This window comes from Tianxiuia mixotrophica (genome assembly GCF_050596425.1).
GTDB lineage: Bacteria > Bacillota > Clostridia > Peptostreptococcales > Acidaminobacteraceae.
On the sequence record NZ_CP192292.1, the window covers coordinates 223915 to 239913 of the forward strand.

The 15999-nt window shown below is 41.1% G+C and carries 15 protein-coding genes; 9 read left to right on the forward strand and 6 right to left on the reverse strand.

The genetic code is table 11. The features are described from left to right. Nucleotides 1–12: 12 nt before the first annotated feature. From ACQ4KW_RS01015 to ACQ4KW_RS01030, 4 genes are read right to left on the reverse strand one after another with little or no spacing between them, the layout of a single operon-like run. The gene (locus tag ACQ4KW_RS01015) at nucleotides 13–603 is read right to left on the reverse strand and encodes an NADH:ubiquinone reductase (Na(+)-transporting) subunit E (protein WP_430884697.1); all 591 of its coding nucleotides are present in this window, start codon (nucleotides 601–603) and stop codon (nucleotides 13–15) included. Continuing rightward, a complete protein-coding gene (locus ACQ4KW_RS01020) occupies nucleotides 600–1226 on the reverse strand; it encodes an NADH:ubiquinone reductase (Na(+)-transporting) subunit D (protein ID WP_430884698.1) in 627 nt (208 codons plus the stop codon). The genes ACQ4KW_RS01015 and ACQ4KW_RS01020 overlap by 4 nt, the downstream gene beginning before the upstream one ends. Then, on the reverse strand, nucleotides 1227–1838 hold the full coding sequence (locus ACQ4KW_RS01025) for an FMN-binding protein (RefSeq protein WP_430884699.1): 612 nt from the start codon (nucleotides 1836–1838) through the stop codon (nucleotides 1227–1229). Continuing rightward, nucleotides 1831–2817: an RnfABCDGE type electron transport complex subunit D gene (locus ACQ4KW_RS01030; RefSeq protein WP_430884700.1), complete on the reverse strand. Its 987-nt coding sequence runs from the start codon at nucleotides 2815–2817 to the stop codon at nucleotides 1831–1833. Before ACQ4KW_RS01030 ends, ACQ4KW_RS01025 begins: the two co-directional genes overlap by 8 nt. Before the next feature lie 215 nt (nucleotides 2818–3032). On the opposite strand from ACQ4KW_RS01030, the gene ACQ4KW_RS01035 reads away from it, so the two are divergent. Genes ACQ4KW_RS01035 through ACQ4KW_RS01050 form a run of 4 tightly spaced genes read left to right on the forward strand, consistent with a single transcriptional unit; the run spans nucleotide 3033 to nucleotide 5904 of the window. Next, entirely contained in the window at nucleotides 3033–3770 is a 738-nt protein-coding gene (locus ACQ4KW_RS01035) for an SDR family NAD(P)-dependent oxidoreductase (protein WP_430884701.1), read from the forward strand. A 1-nt stretch (nucleotide 3771) separates the two neighbouring features. Next, nucleotides 3772–4956, forward strand: coding sequence for a class I SAM-dependent methyltransferase (locus ACQ4KW_RS01040; RefSeq protein WP_430884702.1), 1185 nt, complete (start codon nucleotides 3772–3774; stop codon nucleotides 4954–4956). Between the two features lie 11 nt (nucleotides 4957–4967). Beyond that, complete coding sequence (locus tag ACQ4KW_RS01045) at nucleotides 4968–5693, forward strand: YaaA family protein (RefSeq protein ID WP_430884703.1); 726 nt, start codon at nucleotides 4968–4970, stop codon at nucleotides 5691–5693. Continuing rightward, nucleotides 5686–5904, forward strand: a complete 219-nt coding sequence (locus ACQ4KW_RS01050) for a hypothetical protein (RefSeq protein WP_430884704.1) — start codon at nucleotides 5686–5688, stop codon at nucleotides 5902–5904. Before ACQ4KW_RS01045 ends, ACQ4KW_RS01050 begins: the two co-directional genes overlap by 8 nt. Nucleotides 5905–6261: 357 nt before the next feature. Here ACQ4KW_RS01050 and ACQ4KW_RS01055 read toward each other — a convergent pair whose 3' ends face one another. Then, complete coding sequence (locus tag ACQ4KW_RS01055) at nucleotides 6262–6960, reverse strand: hypothetical protein (protein WP_430884705.1); 699 nt, start codon at nucleotides 6958–6960, stop codon at nucleotides 6262–6264. Between the two features lie 495 nt (nucleotides 6961–7455). On the opposite strand from ACQ4KW_RS01055, the gene nifJ reads away from it, so the two are divergent. The 4 genes from nifJ to ACQ4KW_RS01075 all read left to right on the forward strand — a co-directional run bounded on the left by nifJ (nucleotide 7456) and on the right by ACQ4KW_RS01075 (nucleotide 14195). After that, nucleotides 7456–10986, forward strand: a complete 3531-nt coding sequence (gene nifJ, locus ACQ4KW_RS01060; RefSeq protein WP_430884706.1) for a pyruvate:ferredoxin (flavodoxin) oxidoreductase — start codon at nucleotides 7456–7458, stop codon at nucleotides 10984–10986. Nucleotides 10987–11148: 162 nt separating this feature from the next. Further along, the gene (locus ACQ4KW_RS01065) at nucleotides 11149–12036 is read left to right on the forward strand and encodes an ADP-ribosylglycohydrolase family protein (RefSeq protein WP_430884707.1); all 888 of its coding nucleotides are present in this window, start codon (nucleotides 11149–11151) and stop codon (nucleotides 12034–12036) included. Nucleotides 12037–12182: 146 nt separating this feature from the next. Next, nucleotides 12183–13697: a DUF3298 domain-containing protein gene (locus ACQ4KW_RS01070; protein WP_430884708.1), complete on the forward strand. Its 1515-nt coding sequence runs from the start codon at nucleotides 12183–12185 to the stop codon at nucleotides 13695–13697. 9 nt (nucleotides 13698–13706) lie between these two features. Next, nucleotides 13707–14195 (forward strand): SRPBCC domain-containing protein, encoded by a 489-nt coding sequence (locus tag ACQ4KW_RS01075; protein ID WP_430884709.1) that lies wholly within the window; start codon nucleotides 13707–13709, stop codon nucleotides 14193–14195. A gap of 40 nt (nucleotides 14196–14235) precedes the next feature. Here the strand turns inward: ACQ4KW_RS01075 and ACQ4KW_RS01080 are convergent, their stop codons facing one another. Continuing rightward, on the reverse strand, nucleotides 14236–14952 hold the full coding sequence (locus tag ACQ4KW_RS01080; RefSeq protein ID WP_430884710.1) for a DJ-1/PfpI family protein: 717 nt from the start codon (nucleotides 14950–14952) through the stop codon (nucleotides 14236–14238). A gap of 236 nt (nucleotides 14953–15188) precedes the next feature. Here ACQ4KW_RS01080 and truA point away from each other — a divergent pair, with 236 nt between their 5' ends. Then, nucleotides 15189–15935, forward strand: a complete 747-nt coding sequence (gene truA / locus ACQ4KW_RS01085) for a tRNA pseudouridine(38-40) synthase TruA (protein ID WP_430884711.1) — start codon at nucleotides 15189–15191, stop codon at nucleotides 15933–15935. The last annotated feature ends 64 nt before the right edge of the window (nucleotides 15936–15999 follow it).

Here is a 15999-nt window from a genome sequence, read left to right on the forward strand (position 1 = left end):
AGGATTGCCTCCTTACTGAATTTGAACCATACCGGAAAAACCAACAAATGCAAGGGCCATAAGGCCGGTGATAATTAGGGTTATGCCAGGTCCTTCGAGTCCTTTTGGAAGTGGGTTCTTCTTAATGCGTTGACGAATGCCTGCAAGCATAACAATGGCAAGCGTCCAGCCTAAGCCAGAACCAACACCAAATGCTAGGGACTGCACCAAGGAGTAGTCTCTAATGATCATAAACAGAGAAACACCTAAAATAGCACAGTTTACAGTGATTAAGGGGAGGAAAATCCCCAGTGCGTAGTACAAACTCTGGAAATACCTATCGATGATCATTTCAACGAGTTGTACGAAAGCCGCAATAACAATTATAAACACTATGAATCTTAGGTACTCGATGCCAAGTGGCACAAGTATATAATGATATACCAAGTAATTAAGCAATGTGGTGAAGGTGAGGACAAAAGTCACAGCTTGACCAAGGCTCAATGAAGTTTTAATTTCACTGGAAACAGCTATATATGAACACATACCGAGGAAGTTCGATAAAATCATGTTGTTTGTAAAAATAGCTGCAAAGAAAATGACCATTGGATGTATGTCTATCATGCTTTTGCGCCCCCTTTCGCCGTGTCTTCATCACTAGGAAGAAGTCTTTTTGAAATCCAAATAACAATGCCCAACATGAAAAATGCACCAGGAGGCATTATCATGAGTGTCCAGCTGACCCAATTTGGTCCAAGAATATTGAATCCAAAGAGACTGCCGAATCCGAGAAGTTCTCTGAAAAAGGCAATGAACAATAGGACGAGTGCATAACCTATGCCATTGGCCAGACCATCAAAGAAGGATGGTATAGGCGAGTTAAACTGGGCAAAGGCCTCTGCTCGACCCATAATGATACAGTTTGTGATAATCAAACCGACATAGGGGCCAAGGGTCTCGCTCATAGCTGGGAAATAGGCTTTCAGAAATATATCAACCATAATAACGTAGCCTGAAATAATAAGGGTTTGTACCATCATGCGTATATGCTTCGGCGTATGATTGCGAAGAAGTGATACGGTCAGTGATGAAAAACTTGTTACGAACATGAGTCCAAGCCCCATAAACAGTGAGTTCATCATAAGGTTTGTTACAGCTAGGGCAGAACAAATGCCCAGTATTTGTCTATAAACAGGATTGTCGCCCCAAACACCAAGGGTGAATATCTTTTTTGTCTTAACAGCCATTTAGATCTCCCCCTTTACATCTTCTAACAGGCGTTCTATTTCTGCATTGATCATGTTTTGAACAGCATTTGATGTGAGTGTGGCACCTGTGATAACATCTGCGTTTCCATTTTCTGCGGGGTTGTAAATAACAAATTTGTCCATCTGTGCGCTGATGTCTATGCCCCTAAACTGTTCTTTAAAAGCAGTTTCATTGATCCGACCCCCAAGGCCTGGTGTCTCAGAATCCTTGAGGAAATCAATTCCAATGATTTCTGTAAAGTCAGGATCAATGGCGATATAGCCCCAGATTGAGCCCCAAAGTCCGGACCCTTGGAATGGGAAAGCGTAGCCAATGACTTCACCCTCTGAAACGGCTTGGTAGTAAGTGATGTCATCAATACTCTTGATTTCAAATAAATTCTTGTAAGCGTTTTGAACACTTTCTCTATCTTCAGGAATAGGCTGATCAAATAGATAGAGAAGACTTCTCTGATTTTTTAGAGCCTCTTGGGCTTCTATCAAATCAAGAGATGCTGCATTGAGCGATGCAAGAATAAAAGTGAATACAGCTGATATGATGATCATGAAAACAACAGGAAACAAGACGGGTTTTTTCTTCTTGTTAGCCATTTGCTGTCCCCCCTTTTACTGAGGCTTGTTTGTTCTTCTTGTGTGCTTTGAGGGCTTTGACCATTTCATCAAGAAGAGGACCAAAACTGTTGCTTATGAGAATAGCGAACATAACGCCTCCTGAAAAAAGGGCAAAACCACGAATTATAACTGTCAATGTTCCAATCATTAAGCCATAAATCCATCGACCTTCTTTTGTCTTTGGTGATGATATAGGATCGGTCGCCATAAAAACAGCAGAAAAAAGAATGCCGCCAGAAAGGAGACCAAACACAGGATTAGGCACTTCCTTGACATTTAAAAAATTAAAGGCCAGAGACGTGATGACAAATCCAATGAGGACACCAAAGGTAGATTCTTTATGCGCAGTCTTCGTATAAATAAGATAGCAACCTGCTAATATGATCAAAAGGGCACTCGTTTCACCTAATGACCCAGAAATATTTCCAAAAAGCATGTTTTCATAAGCCATGACTTCCCCTGTGTTTCGAAATGTCATGAGGGGTGTTGCATTGCTTACAGCATCAATTGTAGGTCCTATGTAACGTGTAAATCCACCGAAAACAGAATCCCGAATTGGGGCAACCCATTCGATGGTTAAAAATTTTGGAAAAGATACATAGACAAAGGCCCGTCCGACAAGAGCTGGATTGAAAACGTTTCGCCCAAAGCCGCCAAAGACCTCTTTACCAAAAATGATACCAAACACAATGCCGACAGCTGCGACCCAGTAAGGTGTTTTTGGAGGTAGTGTGAGTACAAATAGAATACTTGTGACAAAGACTGCTTCAGAGACAGGTTTGCCAGTGCTTCGCTTGAAAGACCATTCTGCTAGTACAGCAAAGAAACTTGTGCTGATAATAAGCGGAATGACTCGCCAACCAAAGTAGTAAACGGAAGCAAGAATGATCGGGAGCAGGGCATAGATGACTCGCCGCATTAGGTCTTGCTTCATGAATTTTATAGGCCCGATTTTCATGAATATTCCCCCTTAAGTTGTCCTGTCTCACTTTACAAGTTCATGTATAAAAAGATTAGACAGGTTTTTTACTCGATATGGACATACATACCCTATTCTTTTAAAGATAAATACAGAAAACGGAAAAAAAGTGGACAAAAAAAATGAGATATTCTAAATTATAAGTGAAGGCTTATTTATAATTTAGGAATACCGGACAAGAGTCAGGAGGCTTCATGAAATATTATATTATTACTGGCGCATCAAAAGGCTTGGGCGAACAGGTTGTAAGTCAACTTTTAAATAGTGATTGCCACATTATAGGCGTTTCAAGAAGCGGACACACTGAGCACAGCGCTTTTTCAAACTACACGGAACTGAAAGCTGATCTTTCATCTGTAAGTGACTTAAAAGAGCTTATTCAAAGGGCGAAAAATGAGATGGATCTAGAACGTGCATCCGAAATATATCTGATTAACAACGCTGGGGGCATTGATCCTGTTGGTCCAGTTGGAACACTGAGTCCAGATGATATAATGAAGAGTCTCACCCTGAATCTTGGTGCACCGATGATCCTTTCGAACGGATTTGTTGAAGGCTTTAAAGATGTAAAAGCCAAAAGGCGGATACTAACTGTTTCCTCGGGCGCTGGCAAAAGACCTATTTATGGTTGGAATGCCTACTGCATCGGAAAAGCCGGGGTTGATATGATGACAAGATCTATCGGGCTTGAACAAGGGGATGAAGGCATAGCAGCCATTTCTTTTGGTCCGGGCATTATGGACACAGACATGCAGGCCCAGATCCGCGCACAAGAAGAAGCTGATTTTAAAGATGTTGAGATGTTTAGAGGGTTTAAAGAAAAGGGCGATCTGCGTAAACCAGAAGATGTCGCCAAGCTTCTTATTCAAGTTTTGCATGATGAAACCATAGAATCAGGACTCGTTACTGACGTAAAAGAACTGGAGAAATAAAGTGGAGAATATTAAAGAATTAATTGATGAGATATTTCAAAAAGAAAGTTTAATCTTTGCTGCAATTAGCAATATACAAAAAGGTGTGGAAAAGACCTTTAAAAAGATAGATATTAAGCCTGTCTTGATTAAAGGCGAACGACTCAATCAGGTCACTTATCATTATGATAACAAGGTTCTCCATGAGAATTTAACAAATGATGAATCTGCTGAAAAGCTAAAAGAGCTTATGGTGACATATTTCCGACAAGCCATGCTCTATACCATAGATTCGGACTATCAGGTTCTGATCAGTAAGAAGGGCAAGGTTAAAATTCTTAGAAAACAACCAACGCGTAACAGTGTGGACCTATCCCATAATAGAAAAAAAGCCTACCTGCTTGAAGAGGGGATTCCCCACGATTTTCTTGTTAAACTCGGCGTTATGAATCAGGATGGCAAGGTCTTAACAAAAAAATACGACAAGTTTAGACAGCTTAATCGCTATATTGAGATGGTGGCAGATTGTATTCCCCATTTGCCTAAAGACCGGGCCATTAACATAATCGACTTTGGATGTGGCAAGGCTTATTTAACGTTTGCCCTCTACTATTATCTAGTAAAAGTAATGGATTTAAAGGTCAACATTATTGGACTAGATCTAAAAACAGATGTCATTGATTACTGCAACAAGGTGGCTGAGGAACTTGATTACCAGGGGCTAAAGTTTTTGCAAGGGGATATTCGAGACTATACTCAGGATGGTGGTGTAGACATGGTTGTGACACTTCACGCTTGTGATACGGCCACGGATGATGCACTCGTCAAAGCGGTGGGATGGGATGCGTCTGTTATTCTGGCGGTTCCATGCTGTCAGCATGAGTTCTTTAAGAAAATCCATAATCCTGTCATGGAACCAATGGAAAAACATGGTCTCATTAAAGAAAGAATGTCCTCACTGGTGACAGACAGTCTGCGGGCCAATGTTCTTGAGATACTTGGCTATCAGGTTCAAGTCCTAGAGTTTATTGATATGGAGCACACACCGAAAAATATACTGATTCGTGCTTTTAAAAAAGAAGGCAAGGTAGCAGATGCTATCGAAGAATATAAGAAGTTCAAACAGTTTTGGCATTTGGAACCCTACATCGAACAGGCCATGGGGCACAATTTTACAAGGCTTATTCGAGACGGGGTTAAAGAGTAAAGGACGATATTATGTTAAGGGTTTTACTATCACCAAGCAAGGAGCAAAGCTATAAAGAAGAAGCTGTTGATGACATGAAAATGCTTCCTTTTTTAAAGCAGACCAAGACTTTGGTCAATCACATTCAAGCTTTTTCAAAAGAAGACCTTGGGAAAATCATGAATATAAAAAATGATATTCTGGACAGAGTTTATGAAACATATCAAAATTTTGGACATACTGGGATACGGCCTGCCATTCAAGCATATAGTGGCCTTGCCTTTAGGCAAATACCAGTTGAGGCATATTCAGATGATGCCCTTAATTATCTAGAAGACCACGTTCGGATATTGTCCGCCCTATATGGCATACTAACGCCACTTACTGGCATTAGTGCATACAGGCTGGACATGAAAATGAAAGTGATAGAAGATAGTCTTTATGCCTTTTGGAAGAATGATTTGTCTCATCCCTTTGATGATGGAGATATTGTTATAAATTTGGCATCAAAGGAGTTTTCGCGTCTTGTTAAAATGCCAATGGTCACGGTTGAATTCAAGGAATATAAGAATGGCAAACTTAAGACCATTGGAACGAATGCGAAAAAAGCAAGGGGGATGATGGTTCATTATATGGTTGAAAATCGCATTGAGTCCGTTGAGGCCCTGAAAGGTTTTAATAAAGAAGAGTGGTGCTATGATGATAGTTTGTCTAGTGACAAGACCATGATCTTTACAAGGGGAAATGCCAATGCCTAACTTAAAGAGAATCAGTCAAATCACCTTTATTCTAGGTCTTGTGATGGGACTTGGAGCATTTGGTTATACACTTTATTTAAACCGGGTTTCTCCGCCAGGATTTTGTCCCATTAATCCGGCTAAACCCTTCATGTGGACTGGCGTGGCCCTACTTTTAACGAGCTTAGCTGTAGACTGGAAGATTTCAAGAGATGAAAAGAAGAGACTTTAGAGCGAAATGCTCCCTCTTCACACAAGTCAGTGAAAGAATGCAAAAAAACCACAGCTTTTTGCTGTGGCAGGAAATTTTGTTGATATCTCGGCTCCAAGATAATGGGGAATAGTAATCGGGAAGCTTTAGCTTCCTAATCAAGAAACTTACAGGCGTATTCATGGTTATCTTGGGTGGAGCCGAGAATCATGCGTGGAGTACCGAACACTGTATTACAAAAAAGCAATAAAGATGTTTCGATATATTAATAAATATAAATGAATGCATGGTGTTTGTCAACGCAATTGCATGCATTTAAATGAAATAAAATAAACCCACCTGACCGATTTTCTCTAAAATGGTCAGGTAGGGTTTTCTTTAAGCATCAGCTTGGGACGCTGTGTCGCTGGTCACAACAGTTTCGGACTCAACTGGAGGACTTGTATCGCCTTCATTATCTTTAAGGCCTTCATTTTCCCACTCGTCAAAGGCTTTCATAACGGAATCATAAGTGTCTTTAGAAATTTGTGGGAGTTCATCGCCCCAGATTTTTTCAGCTTCTTTAAAGCCTTTTTCAAAGGCATCCTTTAACAAACCTGCCTTAGCAGGATCATCTCCAGAGATTGTTTTTGCAAATTTCATAATGCGCTCAGTTGTGGATTCGACGCTGTAGAATCCACCTTCAGCAACGTCTGCCTGAGCCTCTTCAATCATTTCAGGCGTGATTTCTTCACCGCGTTCTTGTAGAATCTTTTCAATGGCAGCCTTCATACCCACATTTTGTCCATCGAGGGCATCTTTAACCATGAGGTAAAAAGCGCCATTCATTTTCTCATCCATTTGAATTTTTAACTTGTCAATTTCGGATAACTGAGTCTTGTCTTTTTCACCTAACTTGCCCTTGTCTTTTGCGATCTTAGAATAATCACCACTCGGTTTATCGGTTTTTTCCGATTTTTCGAAAATAACCCCTTTGGTTTCATCGGGCATCTTTTCAAGAGCTTTTTTAGGCACATTCACTTTGACAGTTTTTTTAGGTTGAGCTGCATTCGGCAGGCCAACAGATTTAATATCCATTCACTCGCACCTCCTTGCGCGAAGACAAACGTATCCCTACATTATATATATCGGCAGATTTATTCAAATATGTACTGAGTTTTTTCCTATTTAATATATATCTACATGATGATGTCTTAAATCAGCTATTTTTATTTGGCGTGTGGAGGATTATATGCGGTGATGGAGATTTGCATAGATGCTTGATAGGTGCACAAAATAATGAAGCGCAGAAATCTTTAGATTTTTTTTGATAGTCGTATAAATGAGTGGGTAAATGACTACCGGATTGCTTTTTATAAATCGGCAAAAAAATTTAAAGTCTCAACAAAAAATAGTAAAAGTATACTGTATACAATTTTGAGTGAGGTGGTGCAATAGGTCTGACAAGCAAACGTTTTCATTTTCCTAAGATTTTCCCGGAATACAGGTATACAAATGCGTTGACACTCTGTATACAATATACTATACTTACCACATACACATGTATGAAAAGACTAAGGAGGCAAAAAGTCAATGAGTAACAAAGTGATGAAAACTATGGACGGTAACACGGCTGCTGCTTATGTATCATATGCATTTACAGACGTAGCTGCTATTTACCCGATCACGCCGTCGTCAAATATGGCGGAATTTGTTGACGAATGGGCTGCATATGGCAAAAAGAATGTTTTTGGCCAGCCTGTCGTTGTATCGGAACTACAATCTGAGGGCGGTGCTGCAGGTGCAGTTCACGGTTCTCTACAAGGTGGCGCTTTAACAACTACATTCACAGCGTCACAGGGTCTACTTCTAATGATCCCTAACATGTACAAGATTGCTGGTGAGCTTCTACCAGGTGTATTCCACGTTTCTGCACGTGCGGTTGCATCTCACGCTCTATCAATTTTCGGCGATCACTCAGACGTTATGTCTGCTCGTGGCACTGGTTTTGCAATGCTTGCATCAGGTTCTGTTCAGGAAGTTATGGACCTTGGGGGTGTCGCTCACCTTGCTGCAATTAAGACAAGAGTTCCTTTCCTACACTTCTTCGATGGTTTCCGTACTTCTCACGAAGTTCAGAAAATCGAAACAATTGATTATGACGAATTTGCTAAACTGCTTGACTGGGATGCTGTAAACACATTCCGTAACAACTCTCTAAACCCAGAGCGTCCTGTTACTCGTGGTACTGCACAAAACCCTGATATTTTCTTCCAAGCACGTGAAGCATGTAATACATACTACGATGCTGTACCTGAAGCAGTAGTAGAATACATGAACGAAATCAGCAAGGTTACTGGTCGCGAATACAAGCCATTTAACTACTATGGTGCACCAGATGCTGATCGCGTTATCATCGCTATGGGTTCAGTTGTTGAAACAATTGAAGAAACAATTGATTACCTAGTGGCTAAGGGCGAAAAAGTTGGTATGATTAAAGTTCGTCTTTACAGACCATTCGCACCTAAGTACTTCTTCGATGTTCTACCTAAAACAGCTAAGAAGATCGCTGTTCTTGACAGAACAAAAGAACCTGGTTCACTAGGCGAGCCTCTATACCTAGATATCCGTTCTGCATTCTACGAAGAAAAAGAACAACCAGTTATCATTGGCGGCCGTTACGGTCTTGGTTCAAAAGATACTACGCCTTCTCAAATCAAGCGTGTATACGATGAACTGGCTAAAGACGCTCCAGCGAAGACGTTTACAATTGGTATCAATGATGATGTAACAAACCTATCTCTAAATGTTGAAGAAACAATCGTTACTGAGCCAAGTGGCACAGTTAGATGTAAGTTCTGGGGTCTTGGTTCTGATGGTACTGTTGGTGCCAACAAGAATGCTATCAAGATCATCGGTGATAAGACTGACATGTACGCTCAAGGTTACTTCTCATATGATTCTAAGAAGTCTGGTGGCGTTACAGTATCTCACCTTCGTTTCGGTAAAGAGCCAATCCGTTCGACTTACCTAATTGACGAAGCTGACTACATTGCATGTCACAACCAGTCTTACGTAACACAGTACGACGTTCTATCTGGTCTAAGAAAAGGCGGCACTTTCGTGCTGAACTGCCAGTGGAATGCTGAAGAGCTTGACGCAAACCTACCAGGTGAAATGAAGAAATTCATTGCTGAAAACGACATCAAATTCTTCACAATCAACGCGACTGATATCGCTGCAGAAATCGGTCTTGGCAACAGAATTAACATGGTAATGCAGTCTGCATTCTTCAAACTTGCTGACGTACTACCAGTTGAAACTGCACTTGGATACCTAAAAGAAGCGATCGAAAAGACTTACGGTAAAAAAGGTCAAAAGATCGTAGAAATGAACTGGGAAGCTGTTGACAAAGGCGCTGCTATCGAGCGTGTTGAAGTTCCTGCTTCTTGGGCATCTGCTGAAGCTTCATCTCAAGAAGAAGCTGAGCTTCCAGGATTCATTGCAAATAGACTTAAGCCAATGAACGCACAAAAGGGTGACAACATCCCTGTTTCTGAGTTTGTTGAGCTAGCTGACGGTACATTCGAAAACGGTTCTTCTGCTTTTGAAAAGCGTGGTATCGCTGTAAATGTTCCTGAATGGCTACCAGAAAACTGTATCCAGTGTAACCAGTGTTCATATGTATGTCCTCACGCTGCTATTCGTCCTTTCCTTCTAACTGAAGAAGAAAAAGCGAATGCACCTGAAGGCTTCACTACGCTGAAGGCTATGGGCAAAGACATGGGCGACTACGGATACAAGATCCAGGTATCAACTCTTGACTGTACAGGTTGTGGCAACTGTGCTGACATCTGTCCAGCTAAGAACACGGCTCTAGTTATGAAGCCACTGGATTCTCAAACTGTTAAAGAAATTCCAAACTGGGATTACGCAGTATCACTTCCTGTTAAAGATGACCTAATGGCAACTTCAACTGTGAAGGGTTCTCAGTTTGCACAACCACTATTCGAATTCTCGGGTGCATGTGCTGGTTGTGGTGAAACACCATACATGAAGCTTGTGACTCAGCTATATGGAGATAGAATGCTTGTTGCAAACGCTACAGGTTGTTCATCAATCTGGGGTGGTTCTGCACCATCTACACCATACTGCAAGAATGCTGAAGGCAAAGGTCCAGCTTGGGCGAACTCACTGTTCGAAGACAATGCTGAATACGGCTACGGTATGGCTCTAGCTGTTAAGACAATCAGAAAGCAAATGGCTGAAAAAGCGAATGCGCTTCTAGCTCTTAACGTTGCTGAAGACATCAAAGCGCCTTTCAAGGCATGGGTAGAAGGCATGGAAGATGCTGATGCTTCTAAGAAAGCGACAATCGAAATTCTAGCTGTTCTAGAAAAAGAAGTTGCTGACGCTGAAGCGAAGGAAATCTTCAAATTCTTCGAAAACAACAAAGATTACCTAATCAAGAAGTCTGTATGGATCGTTGGTGGCGACGGTTGGGCTTATGATATCGGTTACGGCGGTCTTGACCACGTACTGGCATCTGGCGAAAACGTAAACGTCCTAGTATTCGATACAGAAGTTTACTCTAATACTGGTGGTCAGGCTTCTAAGGCAACACCATCTGGTGCTGTTGCGAAGTTTGCTGCATCTGGTATGAAGATTAAGAAGAAAGACCTTGGTATGATTGCAACAACTTACGGTTACGTATACGTTGCACAAACATCAATGGGTGCAAATAAGAACCAACTGATGAAAGTTATGCAAGAAGCTGAAGCTTATGATGGTCCATCACTAATCATCTGCTACGCTCCATGTATCGCTCACGGCATCAAGACGGGCATGGGCACAACTCAGAACCGTATGAAAGAAGCTGTTGACGCTGGTTACTGGCATCTATGGAAGTACAACCCACTTCTATCGGCTGAAGGTAAGAATCCATTCATCCTTGAGTCTAAAGAACCAACAACACCATTCAGAGACTTCCTAATGGGCGAAGGTCGTTACACGACTCTAGTGAACGAATTCCCAGAAGAAGCTGAAAGACTATTCGCTAACGCTGAGCAAGAAGCTAAAGAGCGTTACGAAGGTTACGTACGCATGGCAAACATGGAGTACTAATCAGCTCTTATTTAGAGAAGGACCATGATTTATAAATTCAAATCCCCTAAACGTCTGATCAACGTTTAGGGGATTTTTTATGTTTCACATGTTTGACAAAGACCTCCTAAGGGAACATATCTAAAGAAGGATAATGTAGACCAAAAAGGAGGTCTTTCTACTATGAATGACAAGTTAAGAGGTATGCTCCTCGGAAGTTTTGTTGCCGATGCCTTGGCCCTTGGCCCGCACTGGATATATGACATGGATAAGATTGAAGATAAGTTTGGAGATATAAAGGGTCTAACAAGCCCGTTAGAAGATTCCTTTCACAAGAATAAGACAAAGGGAGACTTCACACATTATGGCGATCAGATGATGGCTCTGCTTAACCACTTAGTAGAGAGTGATGGATTTGACGTTGATGAGTTTAAAAGTGCATGGCTAGACTTTATGAAGGACTATGAAGGTTACAAAGACCACGCAACAAAAGACTCCATTCAGCTTTATTCATCCATTTCAGACATTGGTGGGTCGGACTCGGACGAACTGGGTGGACCTGCACGGATGGCACCACTTGTTTATAAACTTTGCAAGTTGGATCATGGTTTTGAAGATGCCGTGGTCCTTCAAACAAAAATGACACATACAGGTGGCGATGTCCTTGATATGGCAAGGGCTCTTGCTAAAATTCTAGATAAGGTCCTTGGAGGCAAAAAACCAAGTGAAGCCATGGAAGAAGTGGCTCAGGAAATGGGGGGTGTCATAGCAAACTATATTGAGCAGGGTATTGAGCATAATATTGTTGACCCACGGGAAATGATTCCTGTATTTGGACAGAACTGTTCCGGCAAGTCAGCCTTTCCAAGTGTCATGTATTTTATCAATCGCTATGAAGATGACTTTGAAGAAGCCCTAATTGAGAATGTTGCAGTTGGTGGTGATTCAGCTGCCAGAGGTATAGTTATAGGTATGATTCTTGGAGCATATCACGGAGAAAAAACCATTCCGAAAGAGTGGCTAAAAGATATGAAAGCCTATGATGAAATCCTAGCTTTTATGGACAGATAGAATTTATGAAGCAAACCGGCCTCGTTTAGGCGTAAAGGGGGTCGGTTTTTGTGTGCTCGAAAACAATCTTACAACCTTTTACCGAATTGACGCACATTGCAGGCATATTTCTGATAGACTAGGTTATAGGATTAGGAGGCGCTATTTTGAAAGCTAAAATATTGGCAGTTTTTGCTGCTGGATTGCTTCTGACTGCTTGTCAGACAGCTGATATAAATGAAAAAACACCTCAGGATGAGGTTCAAATAGAAAACAATGAAACATCTAGCGAGAATGTTGGGAATGAGGAAGAAAACACAGATGGTGAAGCTGAGACAGAGACTACTGTTGAGACTGAAAATGAAGGCTCTTCGGGAGAAGGTCAAGATGAGCAATCTGACGTAGATAAAACAGAGTCTGATTCCACTTCAAGTGATGAATTATCAAGACCTGAAGATGAAATGGACCAAGTGGAAAAAACGGAGGGGCAAGACTCCGAAAATGAGGTCTTGCTGGGATACATACCAAATGAGGACATAAAAACAGGTGTTGTCGAGGCTTGCCAAGTTTTATATGATTTGAAGAATCAACTCAATGGTGAAGGCCTGGAAACGATTGAATTCGATAATATTTATGACAAGTACTGGGTGCAAAAGTCTCCAGTAGGTACAATGGAGAGTTTAAGAAGCCATTTGAAAGCCTACTTTACCGATGAAGTCATACAGGACTTAATAGACATGTGGGGACTTATTGAGTATGATGGTCGACTCCTGGCACCAGAAATCTCAAAGGTCAACACATATGATCCCGAAAGCCTGGAACCAATTGTGTCAGAAGTGGATGAAGCGGCAAAGCAGCGCTTTATAAACCTTGGATTTGTTGATGAATCTGGAGTGAACCAAAGGACTCTCCTTGTCCTCAATCGCTTTGAAAAGGACAAGTGGAAAATCAACACAATGCCAGGCACAGGAAAAATAAAGCAGTATGGCAGGGCTATTATCCGTAATAAAGTTTGGATAGAAGGAGATGTGGAGTGGCACTGGCCTGATTTTATGGCATCAGAAGACCAAGTGTGGGACCGAATTTTAGAGCCAGTTCAGTCGGAGATTCGAGAACAGACTACAGCTGTACTCAATACATTTGAAGCGGATGAAGCTTTCAAAAAAATTGGAGCAAGCCAGCTGAGTTACTGGACATCATGGAAATACTCGGAAGACAATATTGATTATCCTCATATGGATATCATTTTGTCGGAGTATATGAAGTATGGCATTCATCCCAATCATGTAAAAGAGACCGTGACCCTGTCTAAAAATACCAATGAGCCTTTGGACTTAAGTGATTTATACAAGGACAAAGAGGGCTTTTACGAGACCGTGAATGTATATATTGACAAACATATGCGTGAAAACCCTCAAGGCTTTTATACAGATGCGGTTTTTGAAGGCATCAACGGGGCGTCACAGTTTTATATCACTGAGAAGGGTGTGACTTTCTATTTTCAGCTCTATGAGTATGCCCCTTATGCATTTGGCTACCCTGAAATAGAAGTGCCATTTCAAGTCCTTGATGGGACTTTGTCAGAACCGTTCCAAAAGTATTTGACTCAAACAGAGGAAAATATGGGTGAACCAGTAGACGAATCAGAAGATGAACCAAGAATAGAAAATACAGATTCATAAGGGGGATATATGCAATTTGTACATAAATCGACCAGGTTAAGTTGTGATCTTACACGTGCATTTCGTTATTTTACAGCACCGCTTTTGATGGAAAAATGGATGGGTCAAAAATCAAAAGTTGATTTGAAATCGGGTGGAGCCTATGGCTTGACTGTGACCCTTGAGGAAATTGATTGTGTTCTTGACACCTCGGGGAGCACGATTAAAACTTATGATCGGGAGAAAATCCTCGAAGTGGATTGGCAAGATTCCCTAAGTGGTCATGAGGCTTATGAACTCACAGTGCGATTTATGCCTTGTCGATCTGATACGGAGTATTGTTCAGAGATTCATTTGATGTTTAAACACAAGCATAGAACATTAAACGAGGAAGAAGTCAAAAGATATAGTGATATTTTTGAAGCCTTGCTTGAAAAAATAAGAAAGTGCCAAAATAAGGACTGGATTATTAAAGATTCAGACTTGACCATGTCTTGGCTAAAAGGTAAGGGGTTCTAAAAAGAAGCTGCTCATTATTAAGAGCAGCTTTTCTGTCAGTTTATGAAATTTTAAGAGCATATTTAACCTTTCGTGCGAACTGGAGTCCAAAATCATAGGCACTATACTTGTTTTGGCCACTGAGCAGTTCGTTGTGATCAATGACATGTGTTTCCATGGGCAAGTTAAATGATGTTCTGGCGCCAAGTTGTTCAAGGATGTAGGCAACGTGAAAAGGCAGCCTGCTGTGAAGCAGGTGTTCTTCAAGCTCGCTTTCAATTTCCCCATTAAGACAGGTCATTCTGTAGTTTGAAAACAACCAAGGGATTTGACTGTGAATAAGGGCTGCTGCACCTGAACCGATAATGCCAATAGTTTTTTGGTGCGTGTGAAAGTGTTTTAAGAGTTTGAACACATCCGGGGCAGAACAGAGTTCCTCTAGGGCTGCATAACCACCTGGGATAAAAAGTCCCACATACTGGTGGAGTTTTTCCTCAGTCATTTGTGATATGTTCTTTGGAAGAAGCATGAGAGGATCTGTTTCCATGAAGCCCTTATAGTACTTGTAGTCTTCCCTAGGAAGATGATTGAGACAGTTAGGGTCTTGTTTTGGCGTGTGTCCCTCCCTGGTCCCAATGTCTATGGCAAAGCCCTCTTTTATGAGGTGGTCGACCACTTCAACAAGGGAAAACTGATCATAACCCGTTTTAAGTATTTCACCATTCTTTAATGTAATTTGATCTTGAGATGTAAGCAGTACAAGAATATGACCAATCATAACCATCCCTCCTTATAGCCTTTATACCACAGGAAGCGGTAGATATAACCAATTTCGTTGAGGGCGTGAAAAATGAAGTATAGGGTTATAAGTTAAGTGATAAAGATGCCTGATAGATAAGACTAAATGATTTAATTTAGAAAGGCAGTCAACAAAGAGATCCAAGATGTGAGATATTGAAAAATATCTAGAAGAGCTAGAAAAAGAAATCTAGGTAAAGAGAAAAAGGAGAATTTATGTTCAATTATAAAATGACAATTGCCTATGACGGTTCTAAGTATAAGGGCTGGCAAAGACTTGGTACCACAGATAAGACAATTCAAGGGAAAATAGAAAGCACGCTTACAAAGCTCCTTGAGAAGAAGGTTGAAATTTATGGATCCAGCCGTACAGATGCAGGCGTCCATGCCAGAGGACAAATTGCCAACTTTAAGTTTCCTGAACCCCTGGATTGTGAACCCCTCGTGGAAGACATCAACAAGTATTTACCCGAGGACATCAAAATTTTAGATATGATAGAAGCATCAGACGATTTTCACTGCCGATACAATGCATCGGGGAAAATATATGCTTATCAAATATGGAATGGTGGCAAGCCAGATCCTTTTCTAAGAAATTATTTTGCCCATGTAAGCGAGCCTCTTGATATTAATGTCATGCGAAAAGCGGCCAATGACTTTGTTGGAGAACATGATTTTACAACATTTACATCAGCGAAAGCCAAGAAAAAATCAATGGTACGCACAGTCACAGGCATCAATATTGACCAAGAAGGCGAGCGTATTTTTATTCGTGTTTCGGGACAAGGCTTTTTACACAACCAAGTAAGAAGAATGGTGGGGGTTCTCATCGATATAGGCGCGGGCAAAAGAAGTGCAGATATTGTACCAGCCCTTATTGCATCAAAAGACCGAGCAAAATGTGGAACGACAGCGCCTGCTCAAGGTCTCTTTCTTGATAAGGTCAAGTACGAAAACTTTTAGCCCCCTAAACACATCCGAACTATCATAATTTAAGAAAACACCTTGATAATGTGACTGTTCTATA